An 18,794-nucleotide genomic window follows, 5' to 3' on the forward strand; every position below is an offset into this window, starting at 1 on the left:
AGACCGGATCACTTAGACGAGATAGAAGGAGACGCCAAGAATCACATACACAGCTAACAGCAGCAGGCCTTCGTACCAGTTCGTACGACCATCTTGGGAAATGGATTTGGCTATAAATACAGAGACGCCAATTGCCACCATCTCAATGGTTGTAAATACGATATCCATCGTTTGTCCAAACAGTGTACTGACGAAGACCAGCACCGGTGCTACGAACAGTGCAATTTGCAAGCTGCTGCCAATTGCAATTTCGACGGCAGCGCCAATCTTGTTCTTCATGGCCATCATAACTGCCGCGCTATGTTCTGCAGCATTGCCCACGATCGCAATCACGAATGCCCCTACGAACAGTTCGGATAAGCCGAATTGTGCGGTGAATGAATCCAGGGTACCAACAAGCCATTCACTGACGAATGCGACCATGACCGTAGATAGAAGCAGATAAAAGATAGATCTGGATTTGGACCAAGCAGGCTCTTCTTCGGCTTGCTCTTCACCAACCGCCGATTCGTCTACGAGCATGTCCTTATGCGTAATCATAGAGAACACGAGCCAGAGTAAATAGGCAGCGATCAATACACCTGCTACGATTAAGCTGAGTGTCTTCGTTCCTTCTGCACTGATGGAATGGGTCGTAAAAAATGCGGCGGGCACAAATAATGCAATGACAGCAAGCAGCATGAGGGAGCCATTCATTCCGGCAAGCTCAATGTTGAATCGCTGCACTTTAAACTTCAATCCGCCCACGAATAAGCTAAGGCCCAATACAAGCAGCAAGTTGCCGATAATTGCTCCTGTTAAACTGGCCTTGACCATGTCGAATAGTCCTTCCCGCACAAGGAAGATCGCGATGATAAGCTCAGCTGCATTACCGAAGGTTGCATTTAGGAATCCTCCAAGCCGCTGGCCTGCATAATGGGATACACTTTCTGTAGATCGTCCAAGGAAGCCCGCCACGAAGATAATCGCGATTGCGGAAATAACGAATTGCACTGTCATATTCCAATGGAGGTAATGACCTACTCCGCTTAGGACGAATGTGATGCACAATAGCGCGAAAAACAATCGGTTGCGCAAACCGACCACTCCTATCGTTTAAATTGTTTGGGCCAAAATATCTGATATTTAATATAGCGAACTGATTTTCGTTTGTAAACTATGGCCAATTGATCCATTTTATCGTGCAACATCTGAATTTGGGGCGAGTTGAATACTCTGTTTGCTTTCATGTTCAATAATCGTCTACAATATAGGTGAGACAGAAAGGAGGATGACGATGGCTGAGGAACAATTGAACACACAGGAAGGTAACATTCGGATATCCGACGATGTCGTCGCCACAATCGCTGGTCTTGCTGCGCTTGAAACTCCAGGTATTGCTGCTATGTCAGGCGGACTGTCCGAAGGTTGGGCGAAGCGATTGAGCGGCAAGAACGTGCAAAAGGGTGTATCTGTAGAGGTAGGTCAAGTGGAAACCGCTATAGATCTGCGAGTGATTGTCATGTATGGCATGCCAATTCAGGAAGTGTGCCGCCAGTTGCAATTAAACGTCCGCGAAGCGGTTCAGAATATGACCGGACTAGACGTCGTTGAAATTAATATTAAGGTAGAGGGCGTCGCATTTAAAGACGAGGAGCTGGAGGAGATTCAGCGAATCACCAAATAGGCACTTATGCTTGCATGCACAACACACAAAAAAAGACTACACGGACCTGAGCGGTCGGTAGTCTTTTTTTGTTGTTCGTTCGCGAGAATTCGGCAAGCTGCCAACTGGCTTTTTATCATGACTTATCCGATTGGCCTCGCGGGAGACGCTCAGTAATATGCCGATACTCGCCATCGTAATAAGCAGCGAGGAACCGCCATAACTAATGAGCGGCAGCGTAACACCGGTAATCGGTATCGTTCTCGTTACGCCTCCAATGTTGATGAAGGCTTGAACGGCAATAATACCGATAATGCCGACGCTCACAAGCGTTCCGTACGTATCCGGGCATCGGAGGGCGATTATAATACCACGCCAAATGAACATCAAATAGACGATCAGGAAAATGCTTGTTCCAATAAAGCCCCATTCCTCGGCGATGATGGCGAAGATGAAGTCATTATACGGATAAGGCAGATACAACAGCTTCTGGATGCTCTGACCGAACCCGGCTCCTGTCCATCCGCCATGAGCGACCGCCTTCAACGATTGAAGCAAATTATAACTGGTTCCTTGTGCATCTTGAAAAGGATCGAGCCAAGACTGGATGCGGGCGAATTGATATCCGTCCGCCAGCTTCCCGGGCGATAGCAAAGAATGTAATCCTAAAACGACAATCACACCTGTTAGTCCTACCAACAGGCAATTCATGATGTGCTTCAGGTTGGCTCCGCCTGCAATGACGATTACACCGGCGCAGGCGGCCAAAATCATCGCAGATCCAAAGTCGGGCTGCAGCATGATCAGGCCGACAACGAAGCCGACGATAATCATGACAGGGAAAAGCCCTTTTTTGAAATCTCGAAATTTCTCGCCCTTCTTGGTTATTAAGGCGGCCAGGTACAGAACAATTGAAATCTTAGCCAATTCCGCCGGCTGTACCCCAATGGTGCCGCCGATACCGAACCAGCTTCTTGCCCCGTTTCGCTCTTGTCCTATATAAGGAACGAGAGCCAGCATTATAATCGTAACAATAAATAAAGGGATAAATAACTTTTTATACATTTTGTACGGGATATTCATTGCAATCAGCATTGCAATCAATCCTAATCCAGCCCACATGAGCTGACGTTTGCCGAAGTAAAGTGCATCGTGGTTGTATAAAGCAGAAACGGCAGCTAGACTAGAACTCGCACTATACACCATGACGACACCGAATCCTACGAGCAATAAAGTAAGCACGAGCAAGGTGAAATCCGGCGTGCCTTTGGCTGGTGGAGACGGGGTATCTCGTTTCATGGGTTTGTATGTTCTACTCAAGTGAGAACCACTACGCGCTGAGCGCTTCCTTCAATTGATGCAGGCGTTGAGTAGCGGTATTGAGCTGTGCTTGCGGGATCGGGGTTTCATAGTCCAACCCATGGGGGAAAGACGCACGTCCCATGTAGACCGCTTCAATAGCCAAAACGGCATCGGGCTTCTCGAGCTTGCCTTCTTTCACTCGTGTATTAATACGCAAGTAATAGTCTTCGCTGCCTGCTTCCATCTTCAAGTCGTATGTAGCACGGTAATACTCCCATTGGCCTCGTACGAAACCGAGCTTTTCCATTGCTTCGTCAAGATAAGCAAGGTCGGATTCAAGCCCAATCAGGCCAGAATTTTCGATTATCATGTACCACTTTCCTCCTTCGAGTTCTCGTCTACCTTATAAGTACAACCATCTTTACTCATTTCCATGATAGTATGTTTCCTACGCTTGCGCAAGAGATCCCTAGCGTGGTTACCGCATGATCCGGCGCATCGGTCAAAATCATGCAAAGATATCTACGGTAGATTACGGGGGTATGGTACAATATTGGAAATGTGAAGGTAGGGGGAGAGAAGGATGAGTGTGTCTCAAGCATCGTCCTTATGGAAGGAAGCTTTGTCAACACAGTTTGAGCAGACGATCGCATGGCGGCGTTATTTGCATCAGAATCCGGAACTGTCCTATGAAGAGTCGAAAACAGCCACATTTGTAGCGAATCAGTTGCGTTCCTTCGGAATTGAGGTTGAAACCGGCATTGGCGGAAATGGTCTGATAGGCCGGATTCGCAACGGCGATGGTGCTGTCGTTGCTCTGCGCGCAGACATGGATGCGCTTCCGATTCAAGATGAGAAGCAGTGCGATTATCGCTCACAGGTTCCTGGCGTCATGCATGCATGTGGTCATGATGGGCACACAGCTACGCTGCTGTCGGTAGCCAAAGTGTTGTCAGAGCAGCGCAGCCTATGGACGGGAGAAATTCGATTGCTGTTCCAGCCTGCGGAAGAGGTTAGTCCTGGCGGGGCCCAGGCGTTGATTCGTGATGGAGCGCTCGAAGGTGTGAATCGGATCTATGGCGTTCATCTGTGGACGCCGATTCCTACAGGCATTGTAGCTACACGCGAAGGATCGATGATGGCAGCTGTAGATGATTTCCGCTTGACGATTGCAGGGAAGGGCGGTCATGGGGGGATGCCGCATTTATGTACGGATGCCGTCCTTATTGGGGCATCGCTTGTACAGCAGCTGCAGTCGATTGTGAGCCGCAATGTATCTCCGCTTCAGCCGGCTGTTATATCTGTGGGCTCTCTTCAGGCAGGCACGACACAGAATATTATTGCTGATCGAGCTGAACTGAAGGGGACGATTCGTTCCTTCGATCCAGAAGTTCGACAGCTGCTACGGCAGCGCTTCGAACGTATTGTAGAGCTGACGTGTGCGATGCATGAAGCCGAATATGAGATGGAATTCCGTGTTGGCTATCCAGCACTTGTTAATGATGGCAGCGAGGCTGAACGCGTATTCCGCATTGCAGATGAAGTGGTCGGTCAAGATTGCGTTCGGGAAGCAGAAATGATGATGCCTGCTGAAGATTTTGCCTATTATGTAAAGCAGATACCGGGATGCTTCGTACTTGTAGGAGCGGGAAATGAGGATTATGCTCGTTATCCACACCACCATCCGAAGTTCGATTTTGAGGAGTCTGCCATGTTGATTGCGGGGCAAATGTTAATCGGATTAGCAATGGATGCATTAGCCGAGCAAAAGTAACCATTGGCTGCATGTGATATAGTAGTATAGAATACGTAACGGGATTAATCTGTAGTAAAAACATGTAAATGGCTGATATTTAAAATGAATGAGCATTAGATCGCACTATGCCGAAGAAGTGATTGGCTCGCTTGGATATGTTTCGCCAATTGGGGCATCCTATGCCTGAATAGGAGGATGCTGATGTCAACGGTACAAGAGGTAATGACGACAACCTGTGCCACATGCACAGTATTGGACAACATTTATGAGGCAGCCGTCAAGATGAAGCAATATGATACGGGATTTATTCCGATTGTAGATGGTGAACGGCTCGTTGGGGCAGTAACGGATCGGGATTTGGTGCTGCGCGGGATTGCGAGCAAGCACCCAGGCTCGACGCGCATTTCGCATATTATGACAGAAGAACTGGTTAGTATATCGCCGGATGCGACGATTGATGAAGCAGCAGCGTTAATGGCTGAGCAGCAGGTTCGCCGACTGCCTGTAGTGAAGAACGGCAAGCTCGTAGGAATCGTATCGATCGGTGATCTAGCGAAGCGGACACCGTTCGCCGATGAAGCAGGTCAGGCGCTCAGCGAGATATCTGAATCGCCTTATACACATTAGGGCTAGTTAAGGACACAGAAACAGTTCATCTCGTCTTCTGCTATAGGGGAGAGATGAACTTTTTTGCATTCTGCGGCCTCATAAGAAGGGCGTTGGAATACAGCTTTACACTAGGTGAAATAGTTTGACTTGATTGATGAAGAAAACGAGGGGAGGTGCAACAAATGGCAAGAGAGACGTTTGCACTTGTTGTGCAGCAGGATATGACGATATTGGTTAATGCGCAGTCTACCAGTTATTCAGACATTCGCCGTGCCCTACTGGGATTTGCAGAGTTAATGAAGCATCCGCAAGGACTCCATACCTTTCGTATGACCCCAATCACGCTGTGGAATGCTGCGGCGAGCGGGAAGACTGCGGAGATGGTATGCGCGGTGCTGGATACATATGCGACATACCCTGTTCCTGTAAAGGTCAAGCAAGAGATCGCGATGTGGATGGGGCGGTATGGCTTATTCGTTCTGCATGGAGAAGAGCGAGATGCGAGCATCACCCTGCACGCCAAGGATCCTAAAGTGTTGGATCGGATGCTATCGGATCGGGAGGTAGGCAGACTTTTTACAGGGAAGCCGCAGGATGGAATTGTAGCGATATTAGCGAAGCACCGTGGCCGCTTGAAGCGAGCGCTTGCCAATGCTGGGTATCCGATCGTGGACAGGGTTGGTTACAGAGATGGAGAGCCGCTTGATTTTCAATTGAAAGAGCAGGGGGGCTTTCAAGTACGGAATTACCAGTGCGAAGCTGTGCAGGCATTTATCGGCAGCGCGAAGCGTGCAGCTGGAGATGGCGTCATTGTGCTGCCGTGTGGGGCGGGCAAAACGATCGTTGGAATAACCGCCATGACAGAATTACAAAGCGAGACCTTAATTCTAACCTCGAACACGACTTCCGTGAAGCAGTGGAAGCGGGAGATTTTAACCCGGACGACATTGTTGGATGAACAAGTTGGTGAATATACCGGTAAATCCAAGCAAGTAAGACCTGTTACAATATCTACCTATCAGATGATGACCTACCGTCAGGATAAAGACCGTGAGTGCCAGCATATGCACCTGTTCCATGAGCGGGATTGGGGGTTGATCATCTATGATGAAGTACATTTGCTTCCGGCTCCGGTATTTCGCACGACGGCTGATTTGCAGGCCACACGGCGGCTTGGCTTGACTGCTACGCTCGTCCGTGAAGATGGCTGCGAACGGGATGTATTTTCCCTAATTGGCCCAAAGCGGTACGAACTGCCCTGGAAGGAGCTGGAGCAGGACGGGTGGATCGCAGAGGTCGATTGCGTGGAAGTGCGAGTGCCTTTGTCAGAGGAAGGCAGGAAGTATTATCTTCAAGCGGGAGAGCGAGATAAGGCAAGGATCGCTGGAGAGAATGAATTGAAGATAGAAGCGGTAAAGCGGATCTTGAAGCGCCATCCGAAGCTTCCAACGTTGATTATCGGACAATACTTGCAGCAGTTGGATCGGTTGTCACAATCTTTGTCAGCACCTGTACTGACAGGAAAAACACCGCAAGAAGAACGTGAGCAGCTGTATGCTCAGTTCAAGCAAGGCTCGATAGAGGTGCTTATTGTCTCCAAGGTTGCTAATTTTGCTGTAGATTTGCCGGATGCAACGGTAGCTATTCAAGTGTCAGGAAGCTTCGGTTCGAGACAAGAAGAGGCCCAGCGGCTTGGGCGGCTGCTTCGTCCCAAGGCAGATGGCAGACAAGCCAGTTTCTATTCGGTCGTAAGCGAGGATACAAAGGAACGGGATTATGCGATGAAGCGGCAGCGGTTTCTAGTAGAGCAAGGGTATCAATATGCAATTGAGCAGCAGGAGGACTGTCATGAATACGTATCAACTATGGAAGCGAATGGAACAAAATAAGGAGCATTCATTCAGCCAGCAATGGCAAAAATTCAGCGACAATCCTGTTCAGATTGTCGAGGCTTATGCAGCGCTGCCGGAGGAGCATAGAGCCTCGTATGATGTCATGTTCAATCGAACGGCTACGCTTCCTTTCGCATTAGACGCATTGCGCAAATGGCACGGTCCTATGGCAACAGGTGCAATGCTGCGTGCCGCTTGCGGCCCATTATTGAAATCAGGTTTATTGGCGAGTGTGCGGACAACCTGGGGAGAACGGCTCTTTTTTATTCCTAAGGATGTTTATGAGCGCCTGCTTGCATTTCGATTAGATAGAATGGACTTGGAAAATGTCCCTCAGTCCAAGGGGACGAAGTCAGGAGATGAATGGCTGTACTCACTTCAACCCCTTGATGGAAGCAATGTCATATCGGTAGAATCCTCCAAGGGAATGTTGAGGGACTTGTTCCAACTCCTTGTGTATGCGCTGAATGAAGGACTGCCTCTTACGGCCAAGGGAGTACTGCATAAAAGGGCGATCTCAAGGCTCGATTCCTTGCTTTGTCTGCATGGACAGGTATTTGCTGGCTGGAACGTCAAAATACCTTTCGCTGAGTCGATGCCGATACATGTAGCCATTGTGCTTGATACGGCACTTCGACTTGGGCTGCTGCGCAAAGATGCAACAAGCTATACAGTGGAGAACGACCAATTGAAAAAGTGGCTCAACTTGCCTTCACAGGAAGCGCTGCGGGCAATTGCCGAGGTTGTCATTGAGCACTATTTACCAAATGAGGCATTGATAAGACATGTTGCATATGCGGTGCTCCATTTCGGAAGGATGGGTAAGTGGAGCTCGGATGAAATTGTCGGACATGCCTGTCGTGATCTCGGATGGCTCGATATTGGGAATGTCACATTTGACACAGTGCGGCAGCAAATAAAGGAGTGGCTGCGTACATCCCATGCATTAGGGCTGTGCGATGTCGGGGAAGCTGATGACTGCTGGATGTTCCGCACTGTGTATCAAGAAGAGGATGAACAGGAACGGGTTCTATTTGTACAACCGGATTTCGAGATTATGGTGCCTCCTCATGCTTCGTTTCTCATCCGCTTCGAATTGGAGGTATTTGCCCAGCTATGGAATTCCGACCAGATGGATACCTATCGTCTTACCCGCGAATCGTTCGAAAACGGATTGGAGCACGGTCGGTCGGTTCAATCCGTTCTCTCCTTCCTAGAGAGGTGTTCGTTGACTGGGGTGCCGGATCCAGTACGTGACGCTATCGAAATGTGGGGGCGACAATACGGAAGAATTCAGTTCTCGGAAGTGGTTCTTCTTCGTTGTGCAGACTCGGATACGGCCCAAGCTGTGCAATCAGCGATGGAAAGTTCAGAGGTGCTCAGGAACTGGCTTGTTCCAATAAGCTCTGAAGATTACATTGTAGATCGAGATCATGTGGATGAGGTTGAGAGTCAACTGATTCGTTTCGAATTGCCGCCCTTAAAGCGCTGGGGCGGTGAGGAACGAAGACGTATGCCGAAGCTGTGGCAGGATGGGAATCATGGGCAAGTGGCGGAGGAAGCGGATCTTAAAGGGCCAGTTTACAGTCCATCCTCATTGCAGTATTATGAAATGGATACCGGTTTACTCGCACAAGATGCAGAAGAGGCTAGTTATAATGATATTTCCGGCCAGTGGACGAAGGCTTTGCGATCCTATCATACCTCGACGAAGCGGGATATGGTGATGGCTGCTATCCGGCATCAGACACAGCTTGAAGTTGAGGAAGAGGGAAGATTACAGGTAATCGTTCCGTTGACCTCAACAAGTTCTGATGACCTGGGCTGGGCGATAACGGCTTACGTGCTGCCTTGCTTGTCAAGTGACAAGCCGGTTCAATTGTCTCCTGAGAAGTGGGACAGGGTACGCTTGATCGTACCCGAGGGGCTGCTGTAGGGTTGGACTGCTCTGTCCCTCATCGTACTACTCTACAAAGAATTGAGCGTGATAACGTGCCAATAGAAGAAAAACAAGATGTTGCCGATATGGCCGTTCTGCTCACCAATGCATATGAATTAGGCGACATGATCAACCAGTCGATAGAGGTTGCCGATTATGTGATGTGGAAAGAACGCATGGAAGGCAATGAGCAGGTAAAGCAGCTCGTACGCGAATTTGCCCGCAAGAAGGAACGCTTCGAAGAGGCGGAGCGGTTCGGCCACTTCCATCCCGATTATCATAAGGCAAAGGATGAAGTGCTCGCTGTACAACAAGAGCTGGAGTCTATAGAAGCAGTATATCAATTCAAGCAAGCCGAGGAAGCAGTTGATAAGCTGCTGCATCACTTGTCAGAAACAATTGCTCTTGCCGTGTCTGAAACGATCAAGGTGCCGAGCAATGATCCACAGCCGAAGGGTGGATGTGGTAGCGGCGGATGCAGCGGTGGTTGCAGCAGCTGTTCCTAGTAGAACGGCAGGGGGAGGGCAAGTGTTATGGTTCCTGAACGGACGGGGTATATCGTATGGGTAAGCGATGTGAAGGCTGCTCGTAACTTGGATAAATATGGGACGCTTCATTATGTGTCAAAGAAAATGCAATATGCCGTCTTATACGTGAACGCGGAAAAGGCGGAAGATACAGTTAAAAATATGAAGCGCCTAAATTATGTAAAGAAAATCGAGCGCTCGTATCGCAACGAGATTAAAACGGAATACAGCAAGGATGTTCCAGATAAAACTCGTTTTTACGGAATGTAATGGTAGTAACGGATATGCAGACCACTCCGTGTGTTGGAGGGGTCTGCTATTTTTTTGCAAAATCCGATTTTGATGTTAAAGTTTTCCTAAAATGAGTGAAAAAGTTCATTCCTGAACTTGAGAACAGTTGACACATCATGTAATATAATGGGTATATATACATAGATAAAAAGACCTAACATGGTGGAGAGTGGTGAAGCCAATGAGAGATAAAGTAATGAATCGATGGAGCACCTATGAACCTTTCTATGTGTTGTTAGGCGATAAGAAAGTAGCCAATGTTGTCATAACGAATCATGCGCGATCCCGCTGGATTGACCGTATCGCGAAGGAAGAGGCGGATGTTGAATCAATAGCGGCGTTTATATGGGACAGCTTGAAGCAGAATCGGATCATTTCTTACTATCGCAATGAGCAGGACGTGTTCTTAATTGATGATGATTTGGTCGTGGTAGCAGAGTTCGTGGAATCTGACACGGAGTTTGATTTGGCGGGCGATCCGTTATCCAAGATGATCATCGTTACGTTTCTCGGCAAAATGTCGGAAACGATGGAACTGCGTGATTTAAAGACTTATTATTCATGGCTGCGGCACTCGCGGCGCATGACGTTGGTGAAGAACAGCCGCAAGCATAGATGAATGCTTCGATGGATCACACATACACACTAGGCCAATCAGATCATCTGATTGGCTTTTTTGATATGTTTATGACAATAGCCCCGGACAGCTGGATCTGCAATGCCTGCAGATGGAGCATCGGATGAGATACATGTTTTATGGAATCGCGCAATTTTACGCTATAATAGAGGCTAGGAAGCAGGAAAGAGGGGAAAGGCGTATGGGGTTGAATTTTCATCAGCTGCATATATTCTACAACGTCGCAACAAGAGGAAGCTTTTCGGCTGCGGCACAAGCGCTGCATATGACGCAGCCGGCAGTAACGATGCAGATTCAGGCATTGGAAGAGTATTTCGGCACAAAGCTGCTGCACCGTTCTACGAAGAAGCTGCAATTGTCTGAGGCGGGCCATAAGCTGTTCCCTTATGCACATCGTTGTACGGAGCTTGTTCGTGAAACAGAGGAAATGATGTCGAATTACACACTCGACTTGCATGGCAAACTTGTGCTTGCGGCGAGTTTGACCATTGGTGAATATATTTTGCCGCCGATCCTCGGTCAATTTGCCAAGCTGCACCCGCAATTGGATATTCAATTACGGGTGATGAACAGCTCGCAAATTGTAGATGGTATTCGCAGTCAACAATTACATCTTGGACTTGTGGAGGCCCCAGTGGCGGATCACGACATACACGTTGAACCAATCATGGAAGACGAGTTGATGCTCGTCGTACCTCGGGATCATGTTTTGGCCGCAGCAAATGAAGTAAAGCTTGAGGATGTCCTGTCCTATCCATTTGTGCTGCGGGAAATCGGATCCGGTACACGAATTGTTATGGAGGAAGCGCTTCGGCGTCTCGGAATTGAACCGGAAAGACTTCATGTAGTCATGGAACTGGGGAGTACGGGAGCTGTGAAATCGGCTGTTGAGGCAGGAATTGGGGTAACGATGCTGTCACCATCTGTTGTGCGGCATGAGGAGGCGTTAGGGTTGGTGAAGACTGTTCGTATCCGACAGGTGAGTGTGAAACGGCAATTTTATGCGGTACATGCTCAAGCTGATCTTTTGTCACTGCCTGCGACAGCGCTGCTGACGATGCTTCGCAATCGACATGATAAGGGGCTGATAAGATGAATAAGAGATCTGACGACATTCAAGTAGAGGAGACCATGTTATACGCTCCACAAGGAGCGGGAGGTTCAAGTGAGGAGCACGGTGGCGCGGATCTGCATACCCATACAATTGCATCAGACGGGATGACAACGCCTGCTTATAATGTGAAGCTTGCCTATTTGGCCGGTCTGCATGCTGTAGCGATTACCGATCATGATACCGTGCTGGGTGTGCCGGAGGCGGTTGCTGCTGGAGAGCAATATGGTGTTCAAGTCGTGCCTGGTGTTGAGATTAGTACGGTTGAAGACGGTATCGATATTCATGTGCTCGGTTATTTCCTGGATATTTCGAATACAAAGCTGCTGGAGCGGCTGGCTGAGCTTAGAGCAGTTCGGGATCGTCGCAATGAAATGCTCGTTGCGAAGCTGACGGAGCTGGGAATCCCGCTCACGATGGAAGAAGTGGTGTCGGAACTGGGACGGCCGCTGTCTCCTGGAGAGACAGTAGGGCGTCCTCATATTGCAGATGCCTTAGTTCGCCGAGGAATTGTTCAAAATATGAAGGAGGCTTTCGACGAGTATCTGGGTGCTGGAGGAAAGGCGTATGTGAACCCTCCTCGCATTCGTCCGCAGGAGGCAGTTGCATGGATTCACGATGCCGGCGGCGCTGCGGTTATGGCCCATCCTGGGATTTATCATCGGGATGATCTTGTCGTTCGCTTGTTGGATGCAGCCCCATGGGACGGCATTGAGGTATGGCACTCGGATCATTCTGCAAAAGATGCTAAGCGCTATAAAGAAATGGCATGTGCGAGGGGCTTACTGCAGACTGCAGGCTCTGACTTCCACGGAGCTCGCAAGGGAGATGTATTCCACGGAGCATTGGGCGGCCGCCGTGTGAAGACGGATGTGGTTCGCGAGCTGCAAGAGCGGGCACAGCGTGTTCGGGCGGAGCGCAGTAGCTGAATGCTCGTACTGTTGAAAATAAACGGGCTGATTGTATACCCCAAACTATTTTCGTATCGTCGTATAGAGAAGAAGACCTGCTGACTTAGCAGGTCTTTTTTTGTATTTCAAGGCCGCTATGGCGCAAAGGAGTGATTAGCCGCCTTGCTTGACTGTCAGGCTCATGCTTTCAATGCGCTTGGCGTCAGGCGTGATGAAGAGCGTCTTCTGCCGCTCATAGATGACGAATCCAGGCTTGGCTCCGTTCGGCTTGCGCACATGGCGGATAAGCGTATAGTCGACAGGCACCTGGCTGGAGTGCTTCGCTTGGCTGAAATAGGCCGCGAGTTGGGCAGCCTCTTCCAGAGTCACATCTCCGAATTGTTCGCTGCGGATGACGACGTGTGACCCTGGTATATCTTTCGTATGCAGCCAAGTATCATTCGGTTTGCCGAGACGATTGGTTACGTACTCGTTTTGCAAATTATTTTTTCCCACATAGATTGGGATATTTTCAGATGAAGTATAGCAGTATACCGTTGGGCGACTATCCTTCTTCTTCCGCTTATCCTTGCGGCCGCGATCACGTAAATAGCCCTGCCCTACAAGTTCCTCTCGCATTTCCTGTGCATCTTGCACAGTTGCATCCTCAAGCTGCTGCATCAGCGTCTCGAAATAGCGATTTTCCTCCCGCGCGGCTGTCATTTGCTCTTGTACCACGGCAATACTGTTTTTAGCTTTATTGTATTTCTTGAAATAACGCTGCGCATTGTCTGAAGGGGCAAGCAGCGGGTCAAGCGGGATCGTGATGGATGCACCGTTCTCATCGTAATAGTTAATAAGCGTAATTTCGTTGTCGCCTCGGGAGATCATATGCAGGGAAGCAAACAGCAGCTCTCCCATGATGCGGAATCGATCAGCATCTTGCGCATCTTGCAGCGTCTCCTCCAGCTTGTCTAATTTTTTCGTGTTCTTCGCATGCTCCTGCTGCAGGAACCGGAACAAATCCCCGACGCGCTGCTTAATCATATCGCGTTCGGCCTTGTCTCCATAGAAATGCTCCATACATTCACTCATCGTATCAAAAGACTGAGTCTCGCCGTTGATATGGGTAATTTCCAGCGCAGAAAAATAAGTTTTGCCTCGCTGATCTACAAGCAAAGTAGGCTTGTACCGTTGTTGAGAGACATCGTCCATTGCCTGTAAAAATACTTCATGCAAGCGGAGAACCACCGTATGAGGCGTACGCGGTTCTTGCTCTGCTGTAGCTTCCGTCAGTTCTTGGCCATCTAGTGCAGTAAACAGGCCTGTACGCCAGACGATCTCATCAGCCAGTCGTGGACTTACACCGGAGAAGTGCTGCACAAGCCATTTGGATAAAAATTTGAAATCGATAATTTGTTCAGGTGAAGCTTCGATTTGTTCCAAAAATAAAGATTCAAAGACGGATGGCTCTACAGACAGCGGATCCAGCTTGTGCTGCTCTGGCGGTGCCGTGTAGGCGAACCCAGGCATGACAATGCGGAAGCTGCTAATAGCAGGTGTTACATGGTGAATACCATCAATAATCGTAGAAGATGCTGGATCGACGATAATGATGTTGCTGTGTCTGCCAGTCAGCTCAATAATAATCTTCTTCTGTGATTCATCTCCCAACTCGTCCCTAGAACGAACGGTAATATGCAAAATGCGTTCTCGTCCAATCTGCTCGATTTTCTCGATAACGCCTCCTTCACAATGTTTGCGCATAAGCATGCAGAACATTGGCGGCTCCGGCGGGTTCATATAAGAATGCTCCGTAAAGTGAACGCGCGGATACGTCGGGTTGGCAGAGAGCAGCAATTTACGATTTTTCCCGCCAGTTCGGATATGCAGGATCAGGTCGTGTTCGGTAGGTTGATATAGTTTATGAATGCGGGCGCCTATCGTCTGCTGCAGCTCATCGACAAGGGCACGGGTTACAATTCCATCTAATGACATCGTATTAAAGCTCCTATCTTATTTATATTCAATTTCTCAGCAAGGCCGCCGCAGCAAGATTTGCTGCATGAGGATACGGGCAAATGGCACCCTCGCTACTAAGGGAATCGATCATCCTTCGTGTTAAAACAAAAGCTCGTATGACTGAGCCAATGTGTGTTGTTTGTAACTCCTATCATGCCATATTTTCGATCAAAACTTAAGTGTCTATTGGATCGTTGGGATATTTTCGGACTCGTCCGAATACCTTTAGCGTAGAGGGTATCAGCTTGGACACTTTCGCAAGGCTTCCCTATGGAACAATAACGGTAATGGAAAGGGGTAAGAACCATGGATCAAATGAAGTGGCACCAGTCATCCTCGGAGCAACTGCTTCAAACGCTGGGAGTCCACCGGGAAGAAGGGCTCTCTGACGAAGAAGCGGCAGCGCGCCATACACGATTTGGATCGAATGAACTGGCAGAGGGAGAGCGTGTCTCGCCGATCACGTTATTTTTGAACCAGTTTAAGGATTTCATGGTGCTGGTGCTTGCTGGCGCAACGCTCGTATCTGGGATACTTGGAGAGTATCTTGATGCTATAACAATTATTGCAATCATTACGCTGAATGGCGTGCTTGGTTTCATTCAAGAATTCCGAGCAGAGCGATCGTTGCACGCGTTGAAGCAGCTGTCTGCACCTACCGCTAACATTCTTCGCAATAAGCAGTTATGCAATGTGCCTGCGAGTGAACTTGTGCCCGGAGATATCGTGTTTTTGGAGAGTGGAGATCGTATACCTGCCGATATTCGCTGGATTGAGACACATAGCTGCTATGTTGAGGAATCAGCGTTAACAGGTGAATCCGTACCGGTCGGCAAGCATGCTAGGCCGATAGACAAGGAAGAACTTCCGCTAGGGGATATGAAAAATATTGGCTTTATGGGCACGATGGTTACGCGGGGCTCTGGCAAGGGCATTGTTATTCGTACGGGTATGGACACTGAGATGGGGAAAATCGCCGATCTAATTGAGAATACGGAGTCGATGGATACCCCTCTTCAGCACCGGCTCGAGCAGCTAGGCAAAATTTTGATTGTCGTAGCCTTGCTGGTAACGGTACTGGTTGTGGTAGCTGGGATTTTGCATGGACAACCGACAATGACGATGTTCTTGGCAGGTGTCAGCTTGGCTGTTGCTGCGATTCCTGAAGGTTTGCCGGCTATAGTCACGATTGCGCTTGCACTAGGCGTACAGCGAATGATAAAGCGAAAGGCTATTGTGCGCAAGCTTCCATCTGTGGAAACGCTTGGATGCGCTTCTGTAATATGTTCAGACAAAACCGGGACACTTACTCAAAACAAGATGACCGTTACCCGCATTTGGACAGGCGGTCGTTCACTTGAGGTTAGCGGCGAAGGTTATGAGCCGATGGGACAAATTACGGAGCAGGGCAAACAGCTTGATTTGAAGCATGATCAGTCACTGCGCCGCGTGCTGCAAATTAGTGCCCTGTGCAATAATGCAACCATTATTGAATCTTATCCAACCGAGCATCAAGCTTCTGTACTGTCTGATCGCAAGAAAGGCAAGGGCGGCAAGCAAGCATCAGACAAAGAGAAAGAAGAGCTTAAGCCGATATGGGATATTAAAGGGGATCCGACCGAGGGAGCGCTGCTCGTGCTGGCAGCGAAGCTTGGAATGACACCGCAATCGCTATCAACTGCGTATGAGCGCATTGGAGAAATTTCGTTCGATTCGGATCGGAAGCGTATGTCTGTCATTGTGAAACACCAGGGCGGCCGCCTCGTGTTGGTTAAGGGCGCGCCTGACGTGTTGCTGGAGCGCTGCAGTTATGCGCTTTGGGACGGCAAGGTCGTTCCGTTTACGGCTACGCTGAAGCAAAAGGCATTAGCTGCTAACGAGGCGATGGCGAAGCAGGCACTGCGTGTGCTCGGGCTTGCCTATCGCGAAATGAAGCCAAGAGAGAATGAAGAAAACGAAAACGCAGTAGAAGCTCAACTCGTGTTCACAGGCTTAGCCGGCATGATTGATCCGCCGCGCCGAGAGGCAAGAGAAGCTATCGCTGTTTGCAGACGTGCTGGAATTAAGACGGTGATGATTACCGGAGACCATCAGATGACCGCTGAAGCGATTGCCAACCAGCTTGGAATCATTCCTCGCGGCGGGTTGACGATGAGCGGGGTACAACTGGCAATGATGGATGACGATGCGTTGGATAAGGTTGTGGACAATGCTTATGTATATGCGAGGGTATCGCCTGAGCATAAGCTGAGGATAGTTAAGGCTTTGCAGCGCAACGGGCATGTAGTTGCGATGACGGGTGATGGCGTCAATGATGCGCCGGCGATTAAGGCAGCGGATATTGGAATTGCAATGGGTAAAACAGGTACCGATGTAACGAAAGAGGCCTCATCGCTTATTTTAAGTGATGATAACTTTGCTACGATTGTAGCTGCTATTGAAGAGGGCCGCGGCATTTATGAAAATATTCGAAAATTTATTCGTTACTTGCTGGCATCGAACGTTGGGGAAATTTTGGTGATGTTCCTTGCGATGATATTAGGGCTACCTCTACCGCTGGTACCGATTCAGATTCTGTGGGTGAATCTGGTGACCGATGGTCTGCCGGCAATGGCGCTTGGCGTTGATCAGCCGGAGAAGGATTTGATGGAGCATCGGCCGCGTTCCGCAAAGGAAAGCATTTTTTCACGCAGATTGGGCTGGAAAATTATTAGCCGCGGTATTTTGATCGGGGTGTGCACACTGATTGCATTTTGGCTCACATGGAGTGTGAATCCAGACAGTGCTGCGCAGCTTACAAAGGCTCAATCGGTCGCGTTCGCGACTCTCGTGCTTGCTCAGCTCATTCACGTATTCGATTGCCGGAGTTCTCGTTCAATCTTCCATCGGAATTTTTTCCAAAATCGTTATTTGGTGCTGGCAGTGGCCTCATCGCTTCTTCTTCTGCTTGGCGTGCTTTACATTGAGCCTTTGCAGCCAATATTCAAAACGGTACCACTTAACTTTAGAGACTGGGCGATTACATTCGTCATGGCCGGCATACCAACTTTCTTGATGGGCATCGGATCTGTGCTGACCGGCACGAAGCCGGGACGTCCAAGCGGTGCTAAACCTGCATATACGTCTAACCGTAGAGCAGCGTGATGTTGCTGCTACTTGTGCCATTACTTCCGTAATGTAATGTCGGTATAAATGTGAATCATGCGAATAGTACAAATATTTTTCCACTAGGTTTATAGATTGAACAGCCTTTATACGGTAAACTTTGTGTTGTTATAAATAGGATCAATGCGGTTAATAATGCAAACTGAGTTTGCCGTAAGAAAGGTTGATTATAATGAAATTTACGAAGATGCACGGATTGGGCAATGATTTTGTAATTGTCCATGGAGAGCAGGAGCTCCCAGCTAACGTATCGGAGTTGGCGATTGCAGTCTGTGATCGCCACTTCGGAATTGGTGCAGACGGTCTTGTATATATATTGCCTTCCCAATCTGCTGATGTGATGATGCGAATTATCAATTCAGATGGAACAGAAGCTGAACAGTGCGGCAATGCGATACGCTGCGTGTCGACTTATGTTGTAGCGCATGGATTCGTTAATCGGGATGAGTTGACGATTGAAACTCGGGCAGGTATCCAGCGTGTACAAATCATTCGCCAGGATGGAAGCGTCCATGCTGTGCGCGTAGATATGGGTGAGCCTGTGCTGGATGGGCTACGGGTACCGACCATATTTGATGAAGCGACAATCGTTGACAAGCCGATTGAAGCAGGCGGCCATGCATTTTCATTTACGGCGGTATCGATGGGCAATCCGCACTGTGTCATCTTTGTGGATGATGCGGCAACATTTGATATACACGCTTGGGGTCCATTGTTGGAAAGTCATTCTTATTTTCCGCGGAACATCAATGTTGAGTTTGCTTCCATCGATACTCGCGATCATGTCACGATGCGGGTGTGGGAACGTGGGGCTGGGCCAACGCTTGCTTGCGGAACAGGAGCTTGCGCTACGCTTGTGTCGAGTGTGCTGAATGGACTGACAGACCGGGCGGCAACCGTATCCCTTGCTGGAGGGGACTTATTTATAGAATGGAATCCAGCGGATAACCATGTCTATATGACAGGTCCGGCGACGTTTGTATTTGAAGGAGAATGGAAGTAAGGAAC

General features: G+C 48.9%; 16 protein-coding genes. 12 read left to right on the forward strand and 4 right to left on the reverse strand.

Annotation, left to right across the window (positions count from 1 at the left end):
• Positions 1 to 12 precede the first annotated feature (12 nt).
• On the reverse strand, positions 13 to 1,077 hold the full coding sequence (cax, locus tag NO352_RS04795) for a calcium/proton exchanger (RefSeq protein ID WP_005548208.1): 1,065 nt from the start codon (positions 1,075 to 1,077) through the stop codon (positions 13 to 15).
• A 199-nt stretch (positions 1,078 to 1,276) separates the two neighbouring features.
• On the opposite strand from cax, the gene NO352_RS04800 reads away from it, so the two are divergent.
• Entirely contained in the window at positions 1,277 to 1,666 is a 390-nt protein-coding gene (locus NO352_RS04800) for an Asp23/Gls24 family envelope stress response protein (protein WP_005548210.1), read from the forward strand.
• A gap of 36 nt (positions 1,667 to 1,702) precedes the next feature.
• On the opposite strand, the gene ftsW is transcribed toward NO352_RS04800, so the two are convergent.
• A complete protein-coding gene (gene ftsW / locus NO352_RS04805) occupies positions 1,703 to 2,944 on the reverse strand; it encodes a putative lipid II flippase FtsW (protein ID WP_163975665.1) in 1,242 nt (413 codons plus the stop codon).
• A gap of 31 nt (positions 2,945 to 2,975) precedes the next feature.
• The gene (locus tag NO352_RS04810) at positions 2,976 to 3,317 is read right to left on the reverse strand and encodes a YugN family protein (protein ID WP_005548216.1); all 342 of its coding nucleotides are present in this window, start codon (positions 3,315 to 3,317) and stop codon (positions 2,976 to 2,978) included.
• 213 nt (positions 3,318 to 3,530) lie between these two features.
• On the opposite strand from NO352_RS04810, the gene NO352_RS04815 reads away from it, so the two are divergent.
• The 9 genes from NO352_RS04815 (at position 3,531) to NO352_RS04855 (ending at position 12,638) form a co-directional block, all read left to right on the forward strand.
• Positions 3,531 to 4,721, forward strand: coding sequence for a M20 metallopeptidase family protein (locus tag NO352_RS04815; protein WP_289355003.1), 1,191 nt, complete (start codon positions 3,531 to 3,533; stop codon positions 4,719 to 4,721).
• A 183-nt stretch (positions 4,722 to 4,904) separates the two neighbouring features.
• Positions 4,905 to 5,330: a CBS domain-containing protein gene (locus NO352_RS04820; protein ID WP_005548219.1), complete on the forward strand. Its 426-nt coding sequence runs from the start codon at positions 4,905 to 4,907 to the stop codon at positions 5,328 to 5,330.
• A 164-nt stretch (positions 5,331 to 5,494) separates the two neighbouring features.
• Positions 5,495 to 7,201, forward strand: a complete 1,707-nt coding sequence (locus NO352_RS04825) for a DNA repair helicase XPB (RefSeq protein WP_289355004.1) — start codon at positions 5,495 to 5,497, stop codon at positions 7,199 to 7,201.
• Positions 7,161 to 9,140 carry a helicase-associated domain-containing protein gene (locus NO352_RS04830; protein WP_289355005.1) on the forward strand — a complete coding sequence of 660 codons (1,980 nt, stop codon included), beginning with the start codon at positions 7,161 to 7,163 and terminating at the stop codon, positions 9,138 to 9,140. The genes NO352_RS04825 and NO352_RS04830 overlap by 41 nt, the downstream gene beginning before the upstream one ends.
• Positions 9,141 to 9,229: 89 nt before the next feature.
• A complete protein-coding gene (locus NO352_RS04835) occupies positions 9,230 to 9,649 on the forward strand; it encodes a YlbF/YmcA family competence regulator (protein WP_040736092.1) in 420 nt (139 codons plus the stop codon).
• A gap of 27 nt (positions 9,650 to 9,676) precedes the next feature.
• Complete coding sequence (locus tag NO352_RS04840) at positions 9,677 to 9,940, forward strand: YlbG family protein (protein WP_005548226.1); 264 nt, start codon at positions 9,677 to 9,679, stop codon at positions 9,938 to 9,940.
• A gap of 202 nt (positions 9,941 to 10,142) precedes the next feature.
• Positions 10,143 to 10,580, forward strand: a complete 438-nt coding sequence (locus tag NO352_RS04845) for a hypothetical protein (protein ID WP_040736017.1) — start codon at positions 10,143 to 10,145, stop codon at positions 10,578 to 10,580.
• Positions 10,581 to 10,779: 199 nt separating this feature from the next.
• Positions 10,780 to 11,694, forward strand: coding sequence for a selenium metabolism-associated LysR family transcriptional regulator (locus NO352_RS04850; RefSeq protein WP_289355006.1), 915 nt, complete (start codon positions 10,780 to 10,782; stop codon positions 11,692 to 11,694).
• Positions 11,691 to 12,638, forward strand: a complete 948-nt coding sequence (locus NO352_RS04855; RefSeq protein WP_289355007.1) for a PHP domain-containing protein — start codon at positions 11,691 to 11,693, stop codon at positions 12,636 to 12,638. Before NO352_RS04850 ends, NO352_RS04855 begins: the two co-directional genes overlap by 4 nt.
• Before the next feature lie 135 nt (positions 12,639 to 12,773).
• On the opposite strand, the gene NO352_RS04860 is transcribed toward NO352_RS04855, so the two are convergent.
• A complete protein-coding gene (locus tag NO352_RS04860; RefSeq protein WP_289355008.1) occupies positions 12,774 to 14,597 on the reverse strand; it encodes an Rqc2 family fibronectin-binding protein in 1,824 nt (607 codons plus the stop codon).
• A 330-nt stretch (positions 14,598 to 14,927) separates the two neighbouring features.
• Between NO352_RS04860 and NO352_RS04865 the strand changes: the two genes are divergently transcribed.
• Positions 14,928 to 17,765 carry a calcium-translocating P-type ATPase, SERCA-type gene (locus tag NO352_RS04865; RefSeq protein WP_289355009.1) on the forward strand — a complete coding sequence of 946 codons (2,838 nt, stop codon included), beginning with the start codon at positions 14,928 to 14,930 and terminating at the stop codon, positions 17,763 to 17,765.
• A 193-nt stretch (positions 17,766 to 17,958) separates the two neighbouring features.
• Positions 17,959 to 18,789, forward strand: coding sequence for a diaminopimelate epimerase (gene dapF, locus NO352_RS04870; RefSeq protein ID WP_289355010.1), 831 nt, complete (start codon positions 17,959 to 17,961; stop codon positions 18,787 to 18,789).
• Positions 18,790 to 18,794 lie beyond the last annotated feature (5 nt).

Source organism: Paenibacillus sp. S-12 (genome assembly GCF_030363895.1).
Taxonomy (GTDB): domain Bacteria; phylum Bacillota; class Bacilli; order Paenibacillales; family Paenibacillaceae; genus Paenibacillus_B; species Paenibacillus_B alvei.